The following is a 19305-nucleotide window of genomic DNA, read 5'->3' as shown; positions in this document are numbered from 1 at the left end:
GGCTTAGCTGGCGGCCTTCTTGAACGGCGTCAGCTCCGACAGATATTCCTGATCCGACGCGACCGATTCGCGTTCGCGCTCGAGGAAATCGGCGATCGCGCGGCGGAAATTGCGGTCGGGAATATAGTGCGCCGACCAGGTGGTGATCGGGGCATAGCCACGCGCGAGCTTGTGTTCGCCCTGCGCGCCGGCCTCGACCGTGGCGAGGCCGCGCGCGATGGCGGCGTCGATCGCCTGGTAATAGCACAACTCGAAATGGAGGAACGGCACGTCCTCGGTGCAGCCCCAATAGCGGCCGTACAGCGTGTCCGCACCGATCAGGTTGAGCGCGCCGGCGATCGGTTTGCCATCGCGCTCGGCCATGATCAGCAGCACGCGGTGCGCCATGCGCTCGCCGAGCAACGAGAAGAACGCGCGGGTGAGATAGGGCTTGCCCCATTTGCGGCTGCCGGTGTCCTGATAAAACACCCAGAACGCGTCCCAATCGGCTTCGGTGATGTCGGCACCGCTGATATGGCGGATGGTCAGCCCCTCGACCGCGGCGGCGCGCTCCTTGCGGATCGCCTTGCGCTTGCGGCTGGCCAGGGCGGCGAGGAAATCGTCGAACTGGGCATAGCCTTCGTTCCGCCAATGGAATTGCGTGCCGGCGCGGATCAGCCAGCCGGCGGCTTCGAACAAGGGCACCTGATCGGGCGCGATGAACGTCGCGTGCGCGGAGGACAGGCCGTGCTGATCGGTCACCGCCTCGATCGCCGCCAGCAACGGCGCGGCCATGGCGGGATCGCGCAGCAACAGCCGCGGGCCGGGCACGGGCGTGAAGGGTGCGGCGATCTGCAGCTTGGGATAATAGCGGCCGCCGGCGCGCTCCCAGGCATCGGCCCAGCCGTGATCGAAGACGAATTCGCCCTGGCTATGGCTCTTGGCATAAGCCGGCGCGATGGCGGCGGGGCGGCCATCGGGGCCGTCGATCACCACGGGCACCGGTTGCCAGCCGGTGCGCGGCGTGGCGCTGCCGGATTGCTCGACGATCGAGAGGAAGGCGTGGCTGAGAAAAGGATTGTCGGCGCCGGCGCAGGCATCCCAATCGGCGGCGGGGATGGCGGCGACGCCGTCGGCGATACGGGCGGTGACGGCGGTCATTACGGTACAGGTAGGGGGCTTGGGGGCTCAGGCCAAGGCGTAGGCTCGTAATCAACGTCATCCTGACCTGCGTCAGGATGACAATCGTGGGTTGGGTCAGCCGATCTCGATGATCGCGTCGATCTCGACCGCGGCGCCAAGCGGCAGCGCGGGGACGCCGACGGCGGCGCGAGCGTGCTTTCCGGCATCACCGAACAAGGCGACCATCAGATCCGACGCCCCGTTGGCGACCTTGGGCTGATCGGTGAAATCGGCGGCGGAATTGATGAACACGCCGAGCTTGACGATGCGCTTGACCCGCGAGAGATCGCCGAGCGCGGCCTTGACCTGCGCCACGACCATCAGCGCGCAGGCCTGCGCCGCTTCCTGCCCGAAGACCAGATCACGATCCTCGCCCAGCCGCCCGGTCATCACCGCGCCCTGCTTGAACGGCAATTGTCCGGAGACGTGCAGCAACCCGCCCGCCTCCACCGCTGGTACATAGGAAGCGATCGGCGCGGCGGCCTGCGGCAGGGTCAGGCGAAGTTCGGCCAGCTTGGTATCAACGCGGTCAGTCATCGTATCTCTCTCAGGTTCAGGCGGAGCGGGCGGGCGTGTTGACGCCCATGCTCTGCAGATATTTGCGCACGTTGCGCGCGGCCTGGCGCAGGCGCTGTTCATTCTCGACCAGCGCGATGCGGACAAAGCCCTCGCCATTTTCGCCATAGCCGACGCCCGGCGCCACCGCGACCTTGGCGTGTGCCAGCAGCTGCTTGGAGAATTCGAGGCTGCCGAGATGCGCGAGCGCCGGCGGCAATGGCGCCCAGGCGAACATGCTCGCGCGGGGGGAGGGGATGTCCCAGCCGGCGCGGCCGAAGCTCTCGACCAGCACGTCGCGGCGCTTGTGATAGAGTTCGCGATTGGCCGCGACGATATCCTGCGGGCCGTTGAGCGCGGCGCAGGCGGCGGCCTGGATCGGGGTGAAGGCGCCGTAATCGAGATACGATTTTACGCGGCTCATGGCGGCGATCAGCGTCTTGTTGCCGACCGCAAAGCCGATGCGCCAGCCGGCCATCGAATAAGTCTTACTGAGCGAGGTGAACTCGACCGCGATATCCTTGGCGCCCTTGACCTGCAGGATCGAGACGGTGGGCTTGCCGTCATAATAGAGCTCGGAATAGGCTAGATCGGAGATGATCCAGACCTGATTGTCCTTCGCCCAGGCGACCAGGCGTTCGTAGAATGCGAGATCGACCGTCTCGGCGGTAGGATTGGACGGGTAATTGACCACCAGGATCGACGGGCGCGGCACCGTGAAGGCCATCGCGCGTTCGAGCGACTCGAAATAATGCTCATCCGGCGTGGTCGGCACGGCGCGGATCGTCGCGCCGGCGATGATGAAACCGAACGTGTGGATGGGATAGGACGGGTTCGGCGCGAGCACGACGTCGCCGGGCGCGGTGATCGCGGTGGCGAGGCTGGCGAGGCCCTCCTTGGAGCCCATTGTGACGACAACTTCGCTTTCGGGATCCACGTCCACGCCGAAGCGGCGGCCGTAATAATTGGCCTGCGCGCGGCGCAGCCCGGGAATGCCCTTGGATTGCGAATAACCATGCGCATCGGGCTTGCGCACCACCTCGATCAATTTCTCGATCACGTGCGGCGGTGGCGGCAAATCGGGATTGCCCATGCCGAGATCGATGATGTCCTCCCCGCCCGCGCGCGCCGCGGCCCGCATCGCGTTCACTTCGGCGATGACATAGGGCGGCAGGCGTTTCATGCGGTAGAATTCTTCGGACATAGCGGGTTCCGGCTTTGAGGAGACTTGGTCTTACGTCACCGCGCCGTTTCCGTCACCCCAGCGCAGGCTGGGGTCTCATGCTTTTCGCAGCATCGTGCCCCGAACTGGAGATGCCAGCTTTCGCTGGCATGACGGTTGGGGCTAGGAGGCGTTAGGAGAGACGCATGGCTCAAGATCTCACAGGCACCCCGACGCTCCCGAGCCTCGGGGAGATGCAGCACTGGACCTGGGTGCTCGGCCGCGCGCAACAGATGATGCTGGAGCAAGGCTTTGGCCCGCCCGCCGCGACCGCACTGCCTGCGATCCCCGGCCTGACCGATCCTGCCACGCTGGCGCGCGCGCAGAGCTTCTGGAGCGACAGCCTCACATTATGGCAGCGCTTCCTGGATCCAGCCACGGCGCCGCCCGCCGAAAAATCGTCCGACCAGGCGCGCGACAAGCGCTTCAAGGATCCGGCCTGGGAGAATCCGGTGTTCGACTGGATCCGGCAAAGCTATTTCCTTATCTCCGATCACATGCTGCGAGGCATCGATGCGCTCGACGGCGTGGATGCCAAGCAGAAGGAGCGTATGCGCTTCGCCGCGCGCGGGTTCCTGGAGGCGATGAGCCCGAGCAACTTCCCAGCAACCAACCCGGTGGTGTTGGAAAAGACGCTGGAGACGGGCGGTGAGAATTTGCTCAAGGGCCTGCAGAACATGCTTGCCGACATCGCCAAGGGGCAGTTGACGCATACCGATCCGAATGCGTTCGAGGTCGGTCGTAACCTCGCCATGACGCCGGGCAAGGTCGTCCATCGCACGCCACTCTACGAACTGATCCAATACACGCCGACCACCGAGACGGTGCTCGCAGTTCCGCTGGTCATCTTCCCGCCCTGGATTAACCGCTTCTACATCCTCGATCTCACGCCGGAGAAAAGCTTCATCCGCTGGGTCGTTGAGCAGGGCGTCACCGTGTTCATGGTGTCGTGGAAGTCGGCCGATGCCAGCCTCGCCCATGTGCAATGGGACGATTATGTCGCCGCGCAGATCGAGGCGGTCGATGTCGTCCGCGCGGCGCTAGACGTGCCGGCGGTGCACACGATAGGCTATTGCGTCGCCGGCACCACCTTGGCGGCTACGCTCGCCGTGCTGTCGGCCAAAGGCGAGGCGGAGAAAGTCAAAAGCGCGACCTTCCTCACCGCGCAGGTCGATTTCGCGCAGGCCGGCGAATTGCTCAACTTCATCGATGACGAGCAACTCGCCGCGATGGCCAGCCTTACCCCAGACGGATTTCTCGACGGGCGCTATATGGCGCTGACCTTCAACATGCTGCGCGGGCGCGATCTGATCTGGAATTACGTCACCAACAATTATCTGTTGGGGCAGGATTATGTGCCGTTCGATCTGCTGCACTGGAATGGCGACACGACCAATCTGCCGGCGAAATGGCATCTGAGCTATCTCACCGATTTGTATCGCGACAACCTGTTGGCGACGCCGGGGGCGCTGTCGGTGGGGGGCACGTCGATCGATCTGACTAAAGTTGCGACGCCGGCCTATATCCAGGCCGGCAAGGAAGATCATATCGCGCCGCCGGAGAGCGTGTGGCAGATGATGCGGCACTTTGCCGGGCCGCTCAAGTTCGTGCTCGCGGGCTCAGGGCATATCGCCGGGGTGATCAATCCGCCGGCGCAACAGAAGTATCAATATTGGCTCAACCCCGAGCCGGTCGACACGCTGGCCGAGTTCGTCGCCGGCGCGCACGAGACCAAGGGCAGCTGGTGGCCGGACTGGATGGATTGGCTGCGCGCGCGGGATGCGACGACGGTACCTGTCGATGCCCCCCGTCGGCCAGGCAAGGGCATGCTCGCGGCGATTGCCGATGCGCCGGGCGAGTATGTGAAGGCGCGTTGATGCGGTGCCACGCCATCCTGAATCTTATGCTGCAGTGCAGCATAAATCGCTTTGCGAACCTATTGCTCTGAGTTACACTGCATCGCACAACGACTCGTCAGGAGAGTATCGTGGCCAGCGCAACGCCGACCGAAGAACCCATCGCTCAGGCGGATCCCCTCGCGCCGGCGCCGGTTGTCGCACCGGCCCGGGCTGGCCCTACGCCGGCTGAGGCCGCCGAGCCGGCAATGATCCAGTCCCAGTCCCCGAAGCGCCGAGCTGGCGCTAAGTCTGCAGTCGCCAAGCCTCCTGTACCTGCCGCGGCGTTGACGCCGCCGGCCAAGAAAAAGGCGGTCGTGAAAGCCGCAGCGAAGCGCGTAGCCAAGGCCCCGATCGAAACCATCACGACGGTCGCCCCCGCCAGCGCGCCGGTCCCCGTCTCAGCCAAGGGAAAGAACATCATGGAAGCAACTATCAAAAACGCGGCCGACAAGGCCAAGACCATGTTCGCCGATGCCAATGCCAAGAGCACGCAGGCGTTCGTCGAGATCAACGATTTCGGCAAAGGCAATATCGAAGCGATCGTCGAAAGCAGCAAGATCGCTGCCAAGGGCATCGAAGCGATGGGGCAGGACGCTGCCGAATATGGTCGCCAGCAGTTCGAAGGCGTGACTGCCGCGTTCAAGAATATGTCGGCAATCAAGTCGCCGACCGATCTGTTCAAGCTGCAGAGCGACTATTTCCGCACCGTGCTCGATTCGATGGTCGCGCAGACCTCGAAGAACACGGAGACGATGCTCAAGCTGGCCGGCGAGGTCGCTCAGCCGATCCAGAACCGTGTCGCGGTGGCGGTCGAAAAGGTGAAGGTCGCCGCCTAAGCCACGCTTCCCCCGACGAAACACGAAGGGCGGCTCCGTGAGGTGCTGCCCTTTTTGTTGATGGCAGCACTTATCGGCTGCCGGCGCCACACGCCCCCTTGCCCTAACGGCCCTGCATGCCATATTTTGCGGACACATGATCGACCTTCACACCCCCACGGCGATGGCCGAGCGCCGCGATGGCGATGGCAACGATGAGGATGGCACCGGCCTCGGCGTCGTTACCCGCACGCGCGCAAAGACCAAGCAGCCGACGCCGTACCGCGTGCTGCTGCTCAACGATGATTATACGCCGATGGAATTTGTCGTGCTGGTGCTGCAGCGCTTCTTCCGCATGGATATGGAAGCGGCGACCCGCGTGATGCTGCACGTCCACCAAAAGGGCGTGGGCGTGTGCGGCACGTTCAGCTATGAAGTGGCGGAGACCAAGGTGGCGCAAGTCACCGAATTCGCCCGCCAGCATCAGCACCCGCTGCAATGCACGCTGGAAAAGGCCTAGGCGGCGCTCATTGCGCGGGCGGCAGCCAGGAAAGATCTAGCCCGACATACCGATCGATATAATTTGCTTCGCGCGCCAGCCCGCGCTCGTTGATAAAGGTCATGCGGCCTGCTTCCCGCGCGATCAGACCTTCCTCTTCCAGCTGGCGCAGCATGCGATTGACATGCACCGCGGTCAGCCCCGTGGCATCGCCAATTTCCTCCTGAGTGAGCCGCAGCGCGAAGCTGCTGCCCAGTTGCGGATCCACCATGCGCTGCCGGTTGCGCATTTCGAGCAGGATCGATGCTACGCGCGCCTTGGCCGAGGTGCGGCCCAGCGCGGCGAGCCGGTCGGTCAGCGCCGCGCGCTCGATCTGATTATAGACCATGATCAGCGCCGCAAGCCGCGGATGCTCGGCCACCACGTTGGCAATGGCGGCACGGTCGAACGGCGCGACCATGCAATCGGTCAACGCGGTCAGCGTTTCGGGCGCCTCGCCATATGCCAGGCTGGACATGCCGAGCAGGTCGCCGGGGAACAGGAAGCGCAGGATCTGCCGGCTGCCATCATCCAGCAGCACCGAACTCATCATCGTGCCCTCGCGCAGCACGAACATCTCACCGCCAATGTCCTTTTCGCGCACCAAGGCGCCGCCGCGCCGCAACGGGCGCTCGCGCTCCTCCAGCCGGTCGAGTGCCGCATGCTCGCGCGCTGTGAGCGGTACCAAACCGTTCAGGCGTTCCGCAAAACAACTTAATGACAAGAAAATGTCCCCCCGGTGGTTTACTCCCAGAGCATCGCACGGGAACTACTGCATTAAAGTCGATCAATTAACGCAATGTACGGATGCACATACTTGCATGGCCCCGCACACGCGATAAAGCCCCCCGATGGATAGAATTCTCATTCGCGGTGGCAACCGCCTTTCCGGACGCCTGCCGATCTCCGGTGCCAAAAACGCCGCGCTCACGCTGATGCCGTGCGCCTTGCTCACCGACGAACCGCTGACGTTGCGCAATTTGCCGCGGCTCGCCGATGTCGACAGCTTCGGGCATCTGCTCAACCAGCTCGGCGCGTCGACGCAGATCGAGGGCAGTCGTCCGGAGGATTTCGGCCGCGTGATGACGATCCGCGCCGGCAAGCTCACCTCCACCGAAGCGCCGTACGACATCGTGCGCAAGATGCGCGCGTCGATCCTGGTGCTCGGGCCGCTGGTCGGGCGTGCCGGCGAGGCGACCGTATCGCTGCCCGGCGGCTGCGCGATCGGCAACCGCCCGATCGACTTGCATCTGAAGGCGCTGGAAGCGATTGGCGCCGAGATCGAACTCGCGGCCGGCTATGTCAAAGCCAGCGCACCGGGCGGTCGGTTGCCGGGCGGCAATTATACCTTCCCGATCGTGTCGGTCGGCGCGACCGAGAACGTCGTGATGGCGGCGGTGCTGGCCAAGGGCACGTCGGTGATCGAAAATGCCGCGCGCGAGCCGGAGATCGTCGATCTGTGCAACTGCCTGGTGGCGATGGGCGCAAAGATCGACGGCATCGGCACCGAAACACTGACCATCGAGGGCACTGACCGGCTGCACGGCGCGACGTATCGCGTGATGCCCGATCGCATCGAGGCGGGCAGCTATGCCTGTGCCGCTGCCATCACCGGCGGGTCGGTCGAGCTGGTCGGCGTGGGCAAGGACAATATGCGCGCTACGGTCGCGGCGTTGGTCGAGGCCGGCGTCAAGGTCGACGAACGCGCCGGCAGCCTGTTTATCGATGCGCCCGATCGGCTGGGGCCGCTGACCCTATCGACCGCGCCGTTCCCCGGCTTTGCCACCGATATGCAGGCGCAGTTCATGGCCATGCTCACGCTGGCAAATGGCGCGAGCGTGCTGACCGAGACGATCTTCGAAAATCGCTACATGCACGTGCCCGAACTGGCGCGGATGGGCGCCGATATTCAGGTCAGCGGGCGCACCGCGATCGTGCGCGGCGTGGCGGGGCTGACCGGCGCGCCGGTGATGGCGACCGATCTGCGCGCCTCGATGAGCCTGATCATCGCCGGGCTGGTGGCTGACGGGCAGACCGAGGTCGGCCGCGTCTATCATCTCGATCGCGGCTATGAGCGGCTCGAGGAAAAGCTGAGCGCGGTCGGGGCAGATATCGAGCGCGCCGGCGACGGGTGATCGCCGCCGTCACCCGCGGAACGCATCCGGGGTGACGAAGCGTGCGCGAAATGCGCCGATCCCACCTTGTGCGGGACCCTCTCCCGATCCTGACCGTTGGAGTCCTGAACGCCTACAACCGAAGGATCTTCCATGACCGACACTCCGCGCAATCCGGGCAATGGTGGCGAAACGCATCAGCTGGCGGTCGGCGACACGCCGGTGCTGACGACCAATCACGGCATGCCCGTTTCGGACAATCAGAACAGCCTGAAATCGGGCGCGCGCGGGCCGACGCTGCTCGAGGATTTCGTGCTGCGCGAGAAGATCTTTCACTTCGATCATGAGCGTATTCCCGAGCGCATCGTCCACGCGCGCGGCTCGGGCGCGCACGGCTTTTTCGAGGCGACCGACGATATTTCGGATCTCTCCAAGGCGGCGGTGTTTACCAAGGGCGAGAAGACCGAAGTGTTCGTCCGCTTCTCGACCGTCGCCGGCGGCGCGGGTTCGGTCGATACGCCGCGCGACGTGCGCGGCTTCGCCGTCAAGATGTACACGCGCGAAGGCAATTGGGATCTCGTCGGCAACAATATCCCGGTATTCTTCATCCAGGATGCGATCAAATTTCCCGATCTCGTCCATGCCGTGAAGATGGAGGCCGATCGCGGCTATCCCCAGGCGGGCAGCGCGCACGATACGTTCTGGGATTGGGCGTCATTGATGCCCGAGAGCACGCATATGCTGATGTGGGCGATGTCCGATCGCACGCTGCCGCGCTCGTTCCGGACGATGGAGGGCTTCGGCGTCCACACGTTCCGTCTGGTCAACGCCGAGGGCAAATCGAGCTTCGTCAAATTCCACTGGAAGCCCAAGCTCGGTCTGCAGTCGACGATCTGGGACGAGGCGCTGAAACTGCAGGCGGCTGACAACGATTATCATCGCCGCGATCTGTTCGAGGCGATCGATACCGGCGCGTTCCCCGAATGGGAGCTCGGCATCCAGGTGTTCGATCAGGCCTTTGCCGAGGCACAGCCCTATGATGTGCTCGATGCGACCAAGCTGATCCCGGAAGAGGATGTGCCGGTGCGGATCATCGGGCGCATGGTGCTGGATCGTAACGTCGACAATTTCTTCGCCGAGACCGAGCAGGTCGCGTTCCTGCCGACCAATATCGTTCCGGGAATCGATTTCTCCAACGATCCGCTGCTTCAGGGGCGGCTGTTCAGCTATCTCGACACGCAGAAGTCACGGCTGGGCACGACGAATTTCCATCAGATTCCGATCAACACGCCGCGCTGCCCGTTTGGCAATTTCCAGCGCGATGGGCTCATGCAGACGATGGTGCCAAAGGGCCGCGCCAATTACGAGCCGAACAGCCTGGCCGCGCATGGCGAGGAAGGCGGCCCGCGCGAAAGCAAGGCCGGGTTTGCCACGACCAACGCCGCAACGGGGCCGGACGAGCAGGGCGACAAGTTGCGCGTCCGCGCGGGTACTTTTGCCGATCATTACAGCCAGGCACGACTTTTCTATAAGTCACAGACCGAGAACGAACAGGCGCATATCGCGTCGTCGTTCGTATTCGAACTGTCCAAGGTCGGGCTGCTTGATCAGGTGCCGCCGCGCATGGTGGCCAATCTGCGCAATGTCGATGAGGATCTGGCCAAGCGCGTTGCCGATGGCTTGGGTATCGATCTCCCCGAAAAGGCGGAGGCGGCCAAGGCACCGATCGACATGCCGCCCTCCGATGCGCTGTCGATTCACAAGAACATGAAGAGCACGCTGGAGGGGCGCCAGATCGGCATCCTGATCGCCGATGGCACCGATGCCGATGAGCTTGATGCGCTGATCGAGGCGATCGAGGCGGCGGAGGCCAAGGCGGTGATCGTCGCGCCCAAGGTGGGCGGTGCGACCTTGTCCGATGGTGACAAGTTCCAGGCCGATGGCCAGCTTGCGGGCACGCCGTCGCAACTGTTCGACGCGGTGGCGATTCTGTTGTCCGAGGACGGGTGCGCGTCGCTGCTCAAGGAAGCCGCGGCGGTCGATTTCGTGATGAACGCTTTCGGACATTTGAAGGCGATCGGCGCGACCGATGCGGCGCAGCCGCTGCTCGACAAGGCTGGCGTGGAGCCGGATGAAGGCATTACCGGGATCGGCGATGACTTCATCGAGGCGGCGAAAAAGCGCTTCTACGCGCGCGAGCCGGGCGTGCGCATGCTGGCGTAAGCGAACGGGGAGGGGTCGCCCCCTCCCCATTCTCGTCATCCTGAACTTGTTTCAGGATCCAGGCGCGGTCGGCTGCCTAATTGATCGTGCCAGTGATGAGGATGGCCGCGCCTGGATGCTGAAACGAGTTCAGCATGACGGATTTGGGGCGGGCTTAAGCAATCCGCTCCGGCACCGCGGCCGCATCGGCGGCGATGGCCACGTCTGGCGCGACGGCTTCCCAGGGGAAGATGAACCAGTCCTTCGTCACCGTCCGGTCGATCGTGCGCGCGCGGTAATCGACCGTCTGCTCGGAGCTGACATTGTCGATCAAGGTGGCGAAGCGGATGGTGCCCGGCACCGCGCCGCTTGCCGCCAGTTTTTCGCGCAGATGCGCGATCGTGCGGCCCGAATCGTTGATGTCGTCGAGAAACAGCAAGCGTTCACCGGTCTGCGTGCGCGCGGCAAGCTTTTCGAGCGGCGCGTCGGCGAAATCCTTCACATGGCTGGAATAATCGACCGACAGCATCGGCAACCCGGTGGCGTGGCTGAGAAATACCGCCGGCGCCAGCCCGCCGCGTCCGACGCCGATGATGAAATCGGGCTGCCAATCGTCCGCCGCCAGCACATCCGCTAGCGTGCGAATGGCGGCGACGAACTCGCCCTGCGGCACATGCGTGTAGATCGTCATGCCGCCTCAGCCACATAGGCGTCGAGCGTGGCGAGATGCTGCGCCACCACGGCATCGGGCAGGAACGAACCGAGAAACGAATTGCGCGCCAGCAGCGCCAGATCGTCGCGGTCGAGCGCGCGGCCGGCGGCCGCGGCGCGGTAATTGTCCGCGATATAGCCGCCGAAATAGGCCGGATCATCCGAATTGATCGTGGCGCGCAGCCCTTCGCGCAGCATGCGATCGATCGGATGATCGTTCATGTCGCCGACCACGCAGAGCTTGAGGTTGGACAACGGACACACCGTCAGCGTCATCGCGGTGCGCGCGAGCCGCGCGGTGAGCACCGGATCCTCAAGGCTGCGATTGCCGTGATCGAGCCGATCGATATCAAGCAGATCAAGCGCTTCATAGACATATTCCGGCGGGCCTTCCTCGCCCGCATGCGCGACGAGCTTGAGGCCCGCCGCACGGGCGGCGGCAAAGACGCGCGCGAACTTGCTCGGCGGATGGCCCATTTCGGAGGAATCGAGCCCGACCGCGTCGATCCGGTCGAGCCACGGCCGTGCCGCTTCCAGCGTGGCGAAGGCGTCGTCCTCGTCGAGATGGCGCAGGAACGACATGATCAGCTTGGTGGTCATGCCGTGCCGCGCCTGCGCATCGGCCATGCCGGCGAGTAGCCCCTCGATCACCGTACCAAAGGCGATGCCCCGCGCGGTGTGTGTCTGCGGATCGAACATGATCTCGGCATGGACTACGCCATCGGCTGCGGCGCGATCGAAATAGGCCACCGCCAGATCGCGGAAATCCTCGCTCGTGCGCAGCACATCGGCACCGGCATAATAGATATCGAGAAAGTCCTGCAGATTGGAGAAATCATAGGCCGCGCGGACATCCTCGACGCTGGCGAAGGGGATGGCCACGCCGTTGCGCTCGGCCAGCGCGAACATCAGTTCGGGCTCCAGGCTACCCTCGATATGCAAATGGAGTTCGGCCTTGGGCAGGCCGGCGATGAAATCGGGTTCGGTCATCCGCGCATCATCGCCCGATCGCCACTGACGGGCAAGCGTTCAGCGCATCCGCGTCCAAGTCTGGCTCTTGCAGCCGATCCCGGCGAACACGCATCCTTCGCCCACCAACGTGCTGGGGCCGGTCTGCTCGATCGTGCCCGACACGGTCTGGCCGATATCGGGGATCAGCACGCTGCCGCTCCACAGCCCGCGCTCCTCCTCCACGAAATCGCGGAACAGCATCGTGCCGACCAGCGGCCCGCCGCCGCCCGCTGCGGCGTCCGCCTGCGCCTTGGGGCTGGCCCACACGACCTTACCGCACATCGCCTGACCGCAGCGCTGGAACACCACGCGCACCGACTTTTGCGGGTTGGTCCACACGCCCTTGGGCGGTGCCGCCAGCGCTGCTGCGGGGAGCATCGCCAGCGTTGCGGCGGCGATCGTCATCATCGTACGTTTCATCGGCTTACCTGTACGCCAGAGGGGAGGCTTCGTCTCGCATCACGAAGCTGATCCCCTGTTCAACGCATCAGATCGCGTCGAGTGCCTGAGTGAAATCGGCGATGAGATCGTCGGCATCCTCCACGCCGATCGAGATGCGCACGAGATTGTCCGTGATGCCCAGTGCCTGCTTGCGCGCGTCGGGCACCGACAGATGCGTCATCGCCGCGGGGTGGCTGGCGAGCGTCTCGGTGCCGCCTAGGCTGACCGCGAGCTTGGCGATCTTCAGCGCGTCGAGGAACGCGAAGGCCTCCATCTCGCCGCCCTTGATGATCAGCGAGAAAGTGCTGCCAGCGCCAGTGCAATGGCGGCGATAGATGTCCGCCTGGCGCTCCATCCCCGGGGTGTCGGCGAGGAAGCCGAGATAGCCGACGCGCTCGACCTTGGGATGCGTGCGGAGATACTGGCACACCTTCACCGCATTCTCGCCCGCGCGGCTCATGCGCAGCTCGAGCGTCTCCAGGCTGCGCATCAGCATCCAGGCGGTGTTGGGATCGCAGATCGTGCCGATCGTGTTGCGCATCGAGCGGATCATGTTGATATGCTCCTTGGAGCCAAGCAGGCCACCGGCGACGAGATCGCTATGCCCGCCGGCATATTTGGTCAGGCTGTATACCACCAGATCGGCGCCATGCTTGAGCGGCTGCAGCCACAACGGCCCGAGGAAGGTGTTGTCGATCGCGATCGGCGGCTTGGCGTCGCCGAAGATCGCATCGCGGCTGGCCGCCACCGCTTCGATATCCACCAGGGCGTTGGTTGGGTTGGCCGGACTTTCCAGATAGATCAGCGCAACATTGCCCGCGTTCGATGCCTGCTGCAGCACGGCATCGATCTCCTCGCGCGTCGCGCCGGCGGGGAAATCGAGATAGTTGACGCCGAACTTGCCGAGGATGCGCGCGATCAGCGTTTCGGTCGCCGCATAAAGCGGGCCGGAATGCACGATCGTGTCGCCGGGCTTGACCATCGACAGGAACAGGGTGGCGATCGCCGACATGCCGCTGGAAAAGACCAAAGCGTCCTCGGCCTCCTCCCATACGCCGAGGCGATCCTCGAGGATCTCCTGGTTGGGGCCGTTGAAACGCGAATAAACGAGGCCCGCGGAGCCGCCGGGGCGCTTGCCGGTGACGCCTTCGAAGTGGCGCTTGCCCGCCGCGGCATTGGGGAAAACATAGGTCGAGGTGGCGAAGATCGGCGGTTTCAGCGCGCCTTCCGAGAGCATCGGATCATAGCCGTGGCCCATCATCATGGTGGCCGGCTTGAGCTTGCGATCGCCGATCTTTTCCACGCTCTTGCGGCCTGCGGGGACGGGCGCGCCGCCGGTGAGATCGTCTTCGGTGGGGAAATCGGGCATGAAAAACTCCTACGGTTACCTGTCTAACGCAGGCGAACTGGTATCGTTCTATACTATCCCGGGGGCAGAGTTAGCCGCCAAGTCCGATGATCGAAATCTGCCGGCCGTAATCGGGTTCGCCCGAATGCGTGGCGCGACGAAAGCTGAAGAAGCGATCCGCATCGGCATAGGTGTCCAGCCCCAGCGCTTCGATCCGCGTCAGCCCGGCCGCGGCGAGGCGGTGGACGACATAGGCTTCGAGATCGAACTGATGATGCCCGGGCTTGCCCGGGGCGAAGAAGCGCTCGTTGGCGGGGTCGTGCGTGCCGAACGCGCGCGCAAAGCCGTCATCGACTTCGTAGCTGGCGCGCGCGATGCACGGGCCGATGGCGGCGGCGATGCGCTCACGCCTGGCGCCGAGCTGTTCCATCGCCGCGATCGTCGCATCGGTGACGCCGCCCAGCGCGCCTTTCCACCCGGCATGCGCCGCGCCGATCACGCCCGCAGCGGCATCGGCAAACAGCACCGGCGCGCAATCCGCGGTAAGGATGCCCAGTGCGAGGCCGGGGCGATCGGTGACCAGCGCATCGGCATGCGGCCGGGCATCCTCGTCATACGCCTCGGTGACGGTGGCGACGTTGGCGGAATGCACCTGATAGACGGTCAGCAAGCGCGCGCCGGGCAGCACGGCGGCGATCGCGCGCGCGCGGTTTTCGATCAGCTCGGGCGTCGGCTCCTGCCCCCGCCGGCCCATATCGAGCCCGCTCAGGATACCGCTCGACACGCCGCCGCGCCGCCCGAAAAAGCCGTGCGCCACAGCGCCGAGCGCACGCGCGCGGATCACCTCGACCGTCACAGCACGAGCCGCATGAGATTGTCGTCGTCCACCGTTTCGCCAACGCGGAAGGCGATGCGCCCGATATCCTGGAAACCGTAGCGCTCGTAAAAGCGGTGCGCGCGGTGATTGTCGACATAGACGCTAAGGATGATCTCCTTGGCTCCGTGCGAGCGCGCATGCTCGAGCGCCCAGGCCATCAGTTCCTGCGCCACGCCCTGGCCGTGCCACGGGCTCAGCACATAGAATTGATAAAGCTCGATTGCGTCGGGCCGCCATTCGCCGGGGAAGGTCACCGGACCCATCTTGACGAAGCCGATGATCTGCTCGTCCTCAAGCGCGAGGCGAATGGCGAAATCGGGTTCGGACAATTGCGCGGCAAGCCCGTTGGGGCCGAACGCGTCATCGAGAAAAGCGGCCAGATCGGATTGACGATAGAGCGTGCCGAACGTCTCGGTAAAGCTGCGCCGCGCCATGGCGGACAGCGCCGGACCGTCGATCGCGCGCGCGTCGCGATAGGTAATCATGCCAGGCCTTCCGGTTGCGGCCAGCGTGGCGCGGTGAAGGCGATGACCTTGAACAATTCGCCCATCGCCTCGATCAGCCGATCGCGATCGGCGGCGATGGTTTCGGCGCGGTCGGGGGATGCCGTCGCCAGCGTGGCGGCGCGTGCGGCGATGCCGAGCGCCGAGAGAAACGCGCCCTGCGTCACCGGGCCATGCGGCGTCGCCCCCGCGGTGATCGCCGCCGCCAGCAGGGTCGCGAAATCGACATGCGCGGTCAGGTCTTGCTCGCCCGGGTTTTCGAATGGATTGACGAACGCATGCGCGCGCATGGCCTGGAAGGTGTCGCCGATCGCCGGGCCCAGATAGCCGTAATCGATCACCAGGCCCGCGCCGCCCTGCGCCACGATGCGCTGCGCCAGATCGCGCAGCACGGCGACGCTGGCCGGGGAGGTCTCGATGATCGACCCCGGCGGCGCCTGTTGCAGCTGGGGCGGCAGCACGCTCTCGGGCACCGGCTTGCCGGCAATGGGCAGGAACAGCGTGTCCTGGCAGGCCACCAGCCGTTCGTGCCAGCCATCGGCGGTGCGCACCAATTGCCGGATCGGCAGCGCATCGAAGAATTCGTTGGCGACAACGATCAGCGGGCGATCGGCGGGCAGGGTGGTGGTGTCGTCATGCCAGGTCGCCGCGCCCACGCGGTCGGCCTGCGCCGCGCGCAAGGTCGGGCTGGTTTCGACGAAATGCACGGACGGACGGAGCCCGGCCTTGGCCATCGCGCGCAGCGCATCCGCCGCCAGTGTGCCGCGGCCCGGGCCGAGCTCGACCCAGGCGATATCGGGCCGCCCCGCGCGATCCCACAGATCGGCGCACCACAGGCCGACAAGCTCGCCGAACATCTGGCTGATCTCGGGGCTGGTGGTGAAATCGCCGGCCGCACCGAGCGGATCGCGCGTGGCATAATAATGCGCGTTGGCGGCGGCCATATACTGCGCCAGCGAAATCGGCCCGGCCAGCGTGATGGCGCGGGCAAGGCGATCGGGGAGGGGGGCTTCTGTTCCCCTCCCGCTGGCGGGAGGGGTTAGGGGAGGGGGTGTCGAGGTCATCGTGCGGTGCACATGCCCTCCCCCAGCCCCTCCCGCAAGCGGGAGGGGAGTGGTTAGGCGCCCTCCCGCAAGCGGGAGGGGAGTGGTTAGACGCCCCTCCCGCTTGCGGGAGAGTCGTAGTCAGGCGACGCTCTCCGACCCGGCGATCGGCTCGATGCGCTGGCGCCGCCCGGCCGAGGTGGCGATCAGATAGCCGCCACCCAGGATCATCGGCACGCACAGCCATTGCCCCATGTGCAAGCCAGTGGCCTGGGCGAATTCGACGAGCTGCGCATCGGGCTCGCGGAAAAATTCGACGACAAAGCGCGCCACGCCGTAGCCCAGCACGAAAATGCCGACCAGCCGGCCCGGGGCATAACGCGCCTTGGTCTTCCAGAAGGCAAACCACAGGATCGCGAACAGCAGCGCCCCCTCAAGGCCGGCCTCGTACAGCTGGCTCGGATGGCGCGCGACGTCCTCGCCGGTGCGCGGGAAGATGATCGCCCAGGCGACGTTGCTCGGCTTGCCCCACAATTCGCCGTTCACGAAATTGGCCAGCCGCCCGAAGAACAGCCCGAAGGGCACGACGCAGGCGATATAATCGTGGATGCGCAGCCAGTTCAGCTGGTGCTTCCGCGCGAACAGGATCAGCGCGATGCTGGTGCCGATGACCCCGCCGTGAAACGACATGCCGCCATCCCACAGCCTGAGCACGCGTAAGGGATTGGCCAGCATGTCGGTGGCGTAGAACAGCACGTAACCGAGCCGTCCGCCCAGTATGATGCCGAGCGTCACGTAAAAGACCAGATCGTCGGCATGCCGCCGGGCCATTGGCGCGCCGGGCTGCGCGAGCAGCTTGAGCAGATACCACCAGCCGAGCAGGATGCCGCTGATATAGGCCAGCGAATACCATTTGATCTGGAAGAAGCCCAGATTGAGCGCGACCGGGTCTAGCCCGAGATCGGTGAAGCGGATGTGCGGCGTTGCGGCCGTGATGGCGGTCAGGATCAAGGCTTTTCCCCAGGCTTTGTCGCCTCCATAAGGGCGACAAGGCACAAGACCAAGCGGAGAGAGAGAATGCGCACCGAGCTCGACCAGCGGATGGACGACGGCCTCGCCGCGATCACCGGCACCGCGCTGCCGCTGGGCACGATCGATCTGAACGGCGTAACTCTGCCGATGATCGCCGCCGCGCCGCCCAGCCTGCCGGGTTATTTCGCGCATTATGCGGCCGAGCATCACGACAAGACCTTTCTCGTCGCCGGCGACGAGCGGCTGAGCTTTGCCGAGGTCTATGCGCAGGCGAAAAAGGTGGCGCAGGCATTGGTCGGCGACAAGATCGCCAAGGGTGACCGCGTGGGCATCGCGATGCGCAATTCGCCGAGCTGGATCACGCTATACATGGGCATCGTCATGGCCGGCGGGATCGCCTGCCTGCTCAATGGCTGGTGGCAGTCGGACGAGATGAAGGATGCGGTAAGCGAGGTCGATTGCACGCTGATCTTTGCCGATCCGCCGCGCGCCAGGCGGCTGGCGGCGATCGAGGGCTTCCCCATCCGCGTGGTGGAAATCGACGATACCGCGCCGCTGGCGCAGGCGCTGTCGGGCATCACCGATCGCGCGGGCGATGTGGCGCTGCCCGCGATCGGCGCGGACGACGCGGCGACGATCCTGTTCACCAGCGGCTCGACCGGCCAGTCGAAAGGGGCGCTCAGCGATCATCGCGCGGTGGTCCAGGCGGTGTTCAATTATCTGGCGCAGGCGCTGGTGATGCTCGGCATTGCAACGCAGGACGGCAATCCGCCGACCACGCAGCCGGCCACCCTGCTCAACGTGCCGCTGTTTCACGTCACCGCCGAAGTGCCCGTTTTCCTGCAGAGCTTCGCCATGGGCCGCAAATTGGTGCTGATGCCGAAATGGGATGCCGAGGAAGCGATGCGGCTGATTCAGGCCGAGGGCGTGACGTATTTTGTCGGCGTGCCGTTGATGAGCTTCGAGATCCTCACACACCCCAATCGCGGCGCCTATGATCTCTCCACCGTCACCGATTTCGCCGCCGGCGGCGCACCGCGCCCGGTCGAGCATGTCCGCCGCTTGAACGAGGAGATGGGGGGCGGGGCGCCGTTGTTGGGCTATGGGCTCACCGAGACCAACGGCATCGGCTGCGGCAATTGGCGCAGCAATTATCTGGCCAAGCCCAATTCCACCGGCCGCGCCTCCCCGCCGCTGGTCGATCTCGCCATTCTCGACGCCTTCGGCAAGCCGGTGGCGGCGGGGCATCGCGGTGAGATCGGCATCCGCTCGGTATGTAATTTCAAGGAATATTGGGGCCAGCCGGAAGCGACCGCGCAGGCCTTTACGCCCGATCGTTATTTCCTCACCGGCGATATCGGCTATCTCGACGAGGACGGGTATCTGTTCATCGTCGATCGCAAGAAGGACATCATCATCCGCGGCGGCGAGAATATCTCGTGCCTGGAGGTCGAGGCGGCGATCTACCAGAATCCGCGCGTCGCCGAGGCGGCGGTATTCGGGCTGGCCGACGAGCGGATGGGCGAAGTCCCCGGCGCGGTCGTCGTGTTCCGCGCGGGCGAGGAGATGACCGCGGACGAGCTCTGCGCCTATCTCTTCGCGCATATTGCCGCGTTCAAGGTGCCGCAGAAAATCTGGATTTCGGACGCGCCGCTGCCGCGGCTGGGAACGGAGAAAATCGACAAGGTGGCGCTGAAGGCGAAATATCGGGCGTTGGCGGTCGCATAATCCGACTCTCTACAGGGGCCATCGCATACTGGTCGTCACCCCGGACTTGTTCCGGGGTCCACCGTGCCGCATCCCAAAAGCAGTTGTTTTTCCGGAGCAGTGGACC

The 19305-nt window shown here is 64.9% G+C and carries 18 protein-coding genes; 6 read left to right on the top strand and 12 right to left on the bottom strand.

Annotated elements, in window-relative coordinates; all coding sequences use genetic code 11:
* Positions 1 to 3 precede the first annotated feature (3 nt).
* From ABC969_RS10540 to ABC969_RS10530, 3 genes are all read right to left on the bottom strand, one after another.
* Entirely contained in the window at positions 4 to 1140 is a 1137-nt protein-coding gene (locus ABC969_RS10540) for a GNAT family N-acetyltransferase (protein ID WP_345864797.1), read from the bottom strand.
* 96 nt (positions 1141 to 1236) lie between these two features.
* Positions 1237 to 1698: a RidA family protein gene (locus ABC969_RS10535; RefSeq protein WP_345864795.1), complete on the bottom strand. Its 462-nt coding sequence runs from the start codon at positions 1696 to 1698 to the stop codon at positions 1237 to 1239.
* 16 nt (positions 1699 to 1714) lie between these two features.
* Positions 1715 to 2920 (bottom strand): LL-diaminopimelate aminotransferase, encoded by a 1206-nt coding sequence (locus ABC969_RS10530; protein WP_345864793.1) that lies wholly within the window; start codon positions 2918 to 2920, stop codon positions 1715 to 1717.
* Positions 2921 to 3084: 164 nt separating this feature from the next.
* Here ABC969_RS10530 and ABC969_RS10525 point away from each other — a divergent pair, with 164 nt between their 5' ends.
* The 3 genes from ABC969_RS10525 (at position 3085) to clpS (ending at position 6171) form a co-directional block, all read left to right on the top strand.
* Positions 3085 to 4815, top strand: coding sequence for a PHA/PHB synthase family protein (locus ABC969_RS10525; protein WP_345864791.1), 1731 nt, complete (start codon positions 3085 to 3087; stop codon positions 4813 to 4815).
* A gap of 440 nt (positions 4816 to 5255) precedes the next feature.
* The gene (locus ABC969_RS10520) at positions 5256 to 5672 is read left to right on the top strand and encodes a phasin family protein (RefSeq protein WP_345864789.1); all 417 of its coding nucleotides are present in this window, start codon (positions 5256 to 5258) and stop codon (positions 5670 to 5672) included.
* A gap of 163 nt (positions 5673 to 5835) precedes the next feature.
* Positions 5836 to 6171 carry an ATP-dependent Clp protease adapter ClpS gene (gene clpS, locus ABC969_RS10515; RefSeq protein ID WP_345865149.1) on the top strand — a complete coding sequence of 112 codons (336 nt, stop codon included), beginning with the start codon at positions 5836 to 5838 and terminating at the stop codon, positions 6169 to 6171.
* Positions 6172 to 6178: 7 nt separating this feature from the next.
* On the opposite strand, the gene ABC969_RS10510 is transcribed toward clpS, so the two are convergent.
* On the bottom strand, positions 6179 to 6877 hold the full coding sequence (locus tag ABC969_RS10510; RefSeq protein ID WP_345864788.1) for a Crp/Fnr family transcriptional regulator: 699 nt from the start codon (positions 6875 to 6877) through the stop codon (positions 6179 to 6181).
* Between the two features lie 163 nt (positions 6878 to 7040).
* Between ABC969_RS10510 and murA the strand changes: the two genes are divergently transcribed.
* Both murA and ABC969_RS10500 read left to right on the top strand, forming a co-directional pair.
* Positions 7041 to 8324: a UDP-N-acetylglucosamine 1-carboxyvinyltransferase gene (gene murA / locus ABC969_RS10505; protein ID WP_345864787.1), complete on the top strand. Its 1284-nt coding sequence runs from the start codon at positions 7041 to 7043 to the stop codon at positions 8322 to 8324.
* A gap of 132 nt (positions 8325 to 8456) precedes the next feature.
* Positions 8457 to 10526 (top strand): catalase, encoded by a 2070-nt coding sequence (locus ABC969_RS10500; RefSeq protein WP_345864785.1) that lies wholly within the window; start codon positions 8457 to 8459, stop codon positions 10524 to 10526.
* 154 nt (positions 10527 to 10680) lie between these two features.
* Here ABC969_RS10500 and ABC969_RS10495 read toward each other — a convergent pair whose 3' ends face one another.
* From ABC969_RS10495 to lgt, 8 genes are all read right to left on the bottom strand, one after another.
* On the bottom strand, positions 10681 to 11196 hold the full coding sequence (locus tag ABC969_RS10495) for a phosphoribosyltransferase (RefSeq protein ID WP_345864783.1): 516 nt from the start codon (positions 11194 to 11196) through the stop codon (positions 10681 to 10683).
* The gene (locus ABC969_RS10490; RefSeq protein WP_345864781.1) at positions 11193 to 12206 is read right to left on the bottom strand and encodes an adenosine deaminase; all 1014 of its coding nucleotides are present in this window, start codon (positions 12204 to 12206) and stop codon (positions 11193 to 11195) included. Before ABC969_RS10490 ends, ABC969_RS10495 begins: the two co-directional genes overlap by 4 nt.
* Before the next feature lie 39 nt (positions 12207 to 12245).
* On the bottom strand, positions 12246 to 12647 hold the full coding sequence (locus tag ABC969_RS10485; protein WP_345864779.1) for a DUF2147 domain-containing protein: 402 nt from the start codon (positions 12645 to 12647) through the stop codon (positions 12246 to 12248).
* 67 nt (positions 12648 to 12714) lie between these two features.
* Entirely contained in the window at positions 12715 to 14037 is a 1323-nt protein-coding gene (locus tag ABC969_RS10480) for a cystathionine gamma-synthase family protein (RefSeq protein ID WP_345864778.1), read from the bottom strand.
* A 70-nt stretch (positions 14038 to 14107) separates the two neighbouring features.
* Positions 14108 to 14872, bottom strand: a complete 765-nt coding sequence (gene pgeF, locus ABC969_RS10475) for a peptidoglycan editing factor PgeF (protein ID WP_345864776.1) — start codon at positions 14870 to 14872, stop codon at positions 14108 to 14110.
* Positions 14869 to 15378, bottom strand: coding sequence for a GNAT family N-acetyltransferase (locus ABC969_RS10470; RefSeq protein ID WP_345864774.1), 510 nt, complete (start codon positions 15376 to 15378; stop codon positions 14869 to 14871). The genes pgeF and ABC969_RS10470 overlap by 4 nt, the downstream gene beginning before the upstream one ends.
* Positions 15375 to 16460, bottom strand: coding sequence for a class I SAM-dependent methyltransferase (locus tag ABC969_RS10465; protein ID WP_345864772.1), 1086 nt, complete (start codon positions 16458 to 16460; stop codon positions 15375 to 15377). Before ABC969_RS10465 ends, ABC969_RS10470 begins: the two co-directional genes overlap by 4 nt.
* Positions 16461 to 16580: 120 nt before the next feature.
* Complete coding sequence (gene lgt, locus ABC969_RS10460; protein ID WP_345864770.1) at positions 16581 to 17450, bottom strand: prolipoprotein diacylglyceryl transferase; 870 nt, start codon at positions 17448 to 17450, stop codon at positions 16581 to 16583.
* A 66-nt stretch (positions 17451 to 17516) separates the two neighbouring features.
* Here lgt and ABC969_RS10455 point away from each other — a divergent pair, with 66 nt between their 5' ends.
* Entirely contained in the window at positions 17517 to 19199 is a 1683-nt protein-coding gene (locus tag ABC969_RS10455) for a class I adenylate-forming enzyme family protein (RefSeq protein ID WP_345864768.1), read from the top strand.
* Positions 19200 to 19305: the final 106 nt, after the last annotated feature.

This window comes from Sphingomonas qilianensis (genome assembly GCF_039614825.1).
Classification (GTDB): domain Bacteria; phylum Pseudomonadota; class Alphaproteobacteria; order Sphingomonadales; family Sphingomonadaceae; genus Sphingomonas; species Sphingomonas qilianensis.
This window is presented reverse-complemented; position numbering and strand designations above follow the sequence as displayed.

Coding starts and splice junctions, on each gene's coding strand:
- ABC969_RS10525 (WP_345864791.1), top strand. CDS start 3,085: ATGGCTCAAGATCTCACAGGCACCCCGACGCTCCCGAGCCTCGGGGAG.
- ABC969_RS10520 (WP_345864789.1), top strand. CDS start 5,256: ATGGAAGCAACTATCAAAAACGCGGCCGACAAGGCCAAGACCATGTTC.
- ABC969_RS10530 (WP_345864793.1), bottom strand. CDS start 2,920: ATGTCCGAAGAATTCTACCGCATGAAACGCCTGCCGCCCTATGTCATC.
- ABC969_RS10485 (WP_345864779.1), bottom strand. CDS start 12,647: ATGAAACGTACGATGATGACGATCGCCGCCGCAACGCTGGCGATGCTC.
- ABC969_RS10495 (WP_345864783.1), bottom strand. CDS start 11,196: ATGACGATCTACACGCATGTGCCGCAGGGCGAGTTCGTCGCCGCCATT.
- ABC969_RS10455 (WP_345864768.1), top strand. CDS start 17,517: ATGCGCACCGAGCTCGACCAGCGGATGGACGACGGCCTCGCCGCGATC.
- clpS (WP_345865149.1), top strand. CDS start 5,836: ATGGCCGAGCGCCGCGATGGCGATGGCAACGATGAGGATGGCACCGGC.
- ABC969_RS10480 (WP_345864778.1), bottom strand. CDS start 14,037: ATGCCCGATTTCCCCACCGAAGACGATCTCACCGGCGGCGCGCCCGTC.
- ABC969_RS10465 (WP_345864772.1), bottom strand. CDS start 16,460: ATGACCTCGACACCCCCTCCCCTAACCCCTCCCGCCAGCGGGAGGGGA.
- ABC969_RS10540 (WP_345864797.1), bottom strand. CDS start 1,140: ATGACCGCCGTCACCGCCCGTATCGCCGACGGCGTCGCCGCCATCCCC.
- ABC969_RS10490 (WP_345864781.1), bottom strand. CDS start 12,206: ATGACCGAACCCGATTTCATCGCCGGCCTGCCCAAGGCCGAACTCCAT.
- ABC969_RS10470 (WP_345864774.1), bottom strand. CDS start 15,378: ATGATTACCTATCGCGACGCGCGCGCGATCGACGGTCCGGCGCTGTCC.
- murA (WP_345864787.1), top strand. CDS start 7,041: ATGGATAGAATTCTCATTCGCGGTGGCAACCGCCTTTCCGGACGCCTG.
- ABC969_RS10500 (WP_345864785.1), top strand. CDS start 8,457: ATGACCGACACTCCGCGCAATCCGGGCAATGGTGGCGAAACGCATCAG.
- ABC969_RS10535 (WP_345864795.1), bottom strand. CDS start 1,698: ATGACTGACCGCGTTGATACCAAGCTGGCCGAACTTCGCCTGACCCTG.